This is a genomic window from Clostridium sp. AF35-15 (assembly GCF_003477745.1).
Taxonomy (GTDB): domain Bacteria; phylum Bacillota; class Clostridia; order Lachnospirales; family Lachnospiraceae; genus Otoolea; species Otoolea fessa.
The window spans coordinates 290,789-291,036 of the sequence record NZ_QUDY01000004.1 but is presented as its reverse complement, the minus strand read 5'-3'; the positions used below and the strand labels follow the sequence as shown (position 1 = coordinate 291,036).

At 46.0% G+C, this 248-nt stretch carries 1 pseudogene; it reads left to right on the top strand.

Annotated features, from left to right (window positions below):
* Nucleotides 1-248 (top strand): annotated as a pseudogene (locus tag DWZ76_RS15280) (RNA-guided endonuclease TnpB family protein); the annotation flags it as partial.

The window sequence follows — 248 nt, the reverse complement described above, 5'->3', positions numbered from 1 at the left end:
ACATCGGTCAATATCCGGCCGGAATATTCTAATATTATAGGGCATATGTGTTACGCTGCTTCCAAGCTCTGGAATGTCTGCAACTATGAACGCCGTCGATATAAAGAATTGGGGCTGGAGAAGTATCCTGACTGGTATTATCAGAAGAAAGCGCATAAAGGAGATCTGTGGTATAGACAGCTTCCGTCCCAGACAGCGCAGGAGACCTGCAAGCAGCTGGATAAAGCCTGGAAATCATTTTATGCCCT